Here is a 1,290-nt window from a genome sequence, read left to right on the forward strand (position 1 = left end):
GGGCGGTTTCAACTTGCTAGTGCAACACCGTCGATTAGTTTGGTCAGTCTTTCAGTTGGGGTGTCCCATTCGAGGGTTTGACGCGGTCGGATGTTAAGCAGGTGCTGGGTGTGGGCGAGTTCTTCGTCGCTGACCTGGTTGAAGTTTGTCCCTTTGGGGTAGATATCGCGGACCAGCCCGTTGGTGTTCTCGTTCGTGCCGCGTTGCCAGGGTGAGTGCGGGTCACAGAAGAACAGCTGGCAGCCTGTAGCTACTGTGAACCTGGCATGTTGAGCCATTTCCGTGCCCTGGTCCCAGGTGATCGTTTTAAGCATCGCCTGGGGCAGGGTGCGGATCATTTTCTGCATGACCTCGATGACCGTCACGCTGTCTCTGGCTCCGGGCAGCCGGCCAAGCAAAGTGAACCGGGAAGAGCGCTCGACCAAGGTGACAATCCCGGAATTTCCGGGACCAACCACCAAATCACCTTCCCAATGGCCAGGCACGGCTCGGTCCTGGACCTCGGCAGGCCGATCACTCAAACGGGCCCCTTCGAGCCAAGGCCTTAGGTTCCTGGCAGGCAGCTTGGATTGGGGCTTACGACCGGCCCGGCCCGAACGCAGGGCCTTCTCCACGGCAAGTTCGTGCCGCAAGGCACCCCGGCCCTGCACGTAAAGGGCTTGGTAAATCGACTCGTGGGACACGTGCATCTCCGGCTGCTCGGGGAACGTCTTCTTCAGATCCGCAGCGCTCTGTTGGGGCGAGAAACGCTGATTCAAGCGTGCCACGACCTCGTCCCATACGGCCGTTCCCCTAGAGAGCTTCACGGGCCGGTTCCGCCTACGGCGCATCAGAGCCCGATGGTGGGCTACACCGGCGTCGTAATGTTGCTGGGCCGAATGATCGAGACTGTGTCGGCGGATCTCCCGGGACACCGTTGATGGATCCACGCCCAGTTCCCTGGCAATTTGCCGCATGGAACACGGCACCGACAAACCCAAACAGGCCTTGATATACGCCCGGTCCTCCAAAGTCAGCCGCCGGTACCTTCGCTCCTTATCCCACGAAGGCACCGGCGAAGCCACGGGAAGACGCACGCCGCCACCAGGGCCAGAGATAAGTTCCATGCCCGCTAGTTTCGCCCATCGCGACACCGATTGCCGGGACACCCCAGCAGCGACAGCACTTCGCCCCGTGTCCTCCCCCGCCAGCAAATGGCGATACGCACACGCACGAACTGACCACGGCAACTTCTTCTTCACCATGACACCCTCCAACTACAGGGCGTTGCACTGGCCACCTGAAACCGCC

General features: G+C 61.0%; 2 protein-coding genes. One reads left to right on the plus strand and one right to left on the minus strand.

Annotated elements, in window-relative coordinates:
- Positions 1-8: 8 nt before the first annotated feature.
- Positions 9-1,106, minus strand: coding sequence for an IS30 family transposase (locus tag ACFVSI_RS22075; protein WP_387828614.1), 1,098 nt, complete (start codon positions 1,104-1,106; stop codon positions 9-11).
- Between ACFVSI_RS22075 and ACFVSI_RS22080 the strand changes: the two genes are divergently transcribed.
- Positions 1,105-1,290: hypothetical protein (locus ACFVSI_RS22080; RefSeq protein ID WP_387828617.1), on the plus strand; the 186-nt coding region annotated here is incomplete at its 3' end. The two genes, ACFVSI_RS22075 and ACFVSI_RS22080, sit on opposite strands and share 2 nt — an antisense overlap.

It is taken from the genome of Paenarthrobacter sp. NPDC057981, assembly GCF_042886835.1.
Taxonomy (GTDB): Bacteria; Actinomycetota; Actinomycetes; order Actinomycetales; family Micrococcaceae; genus Arthrobacter.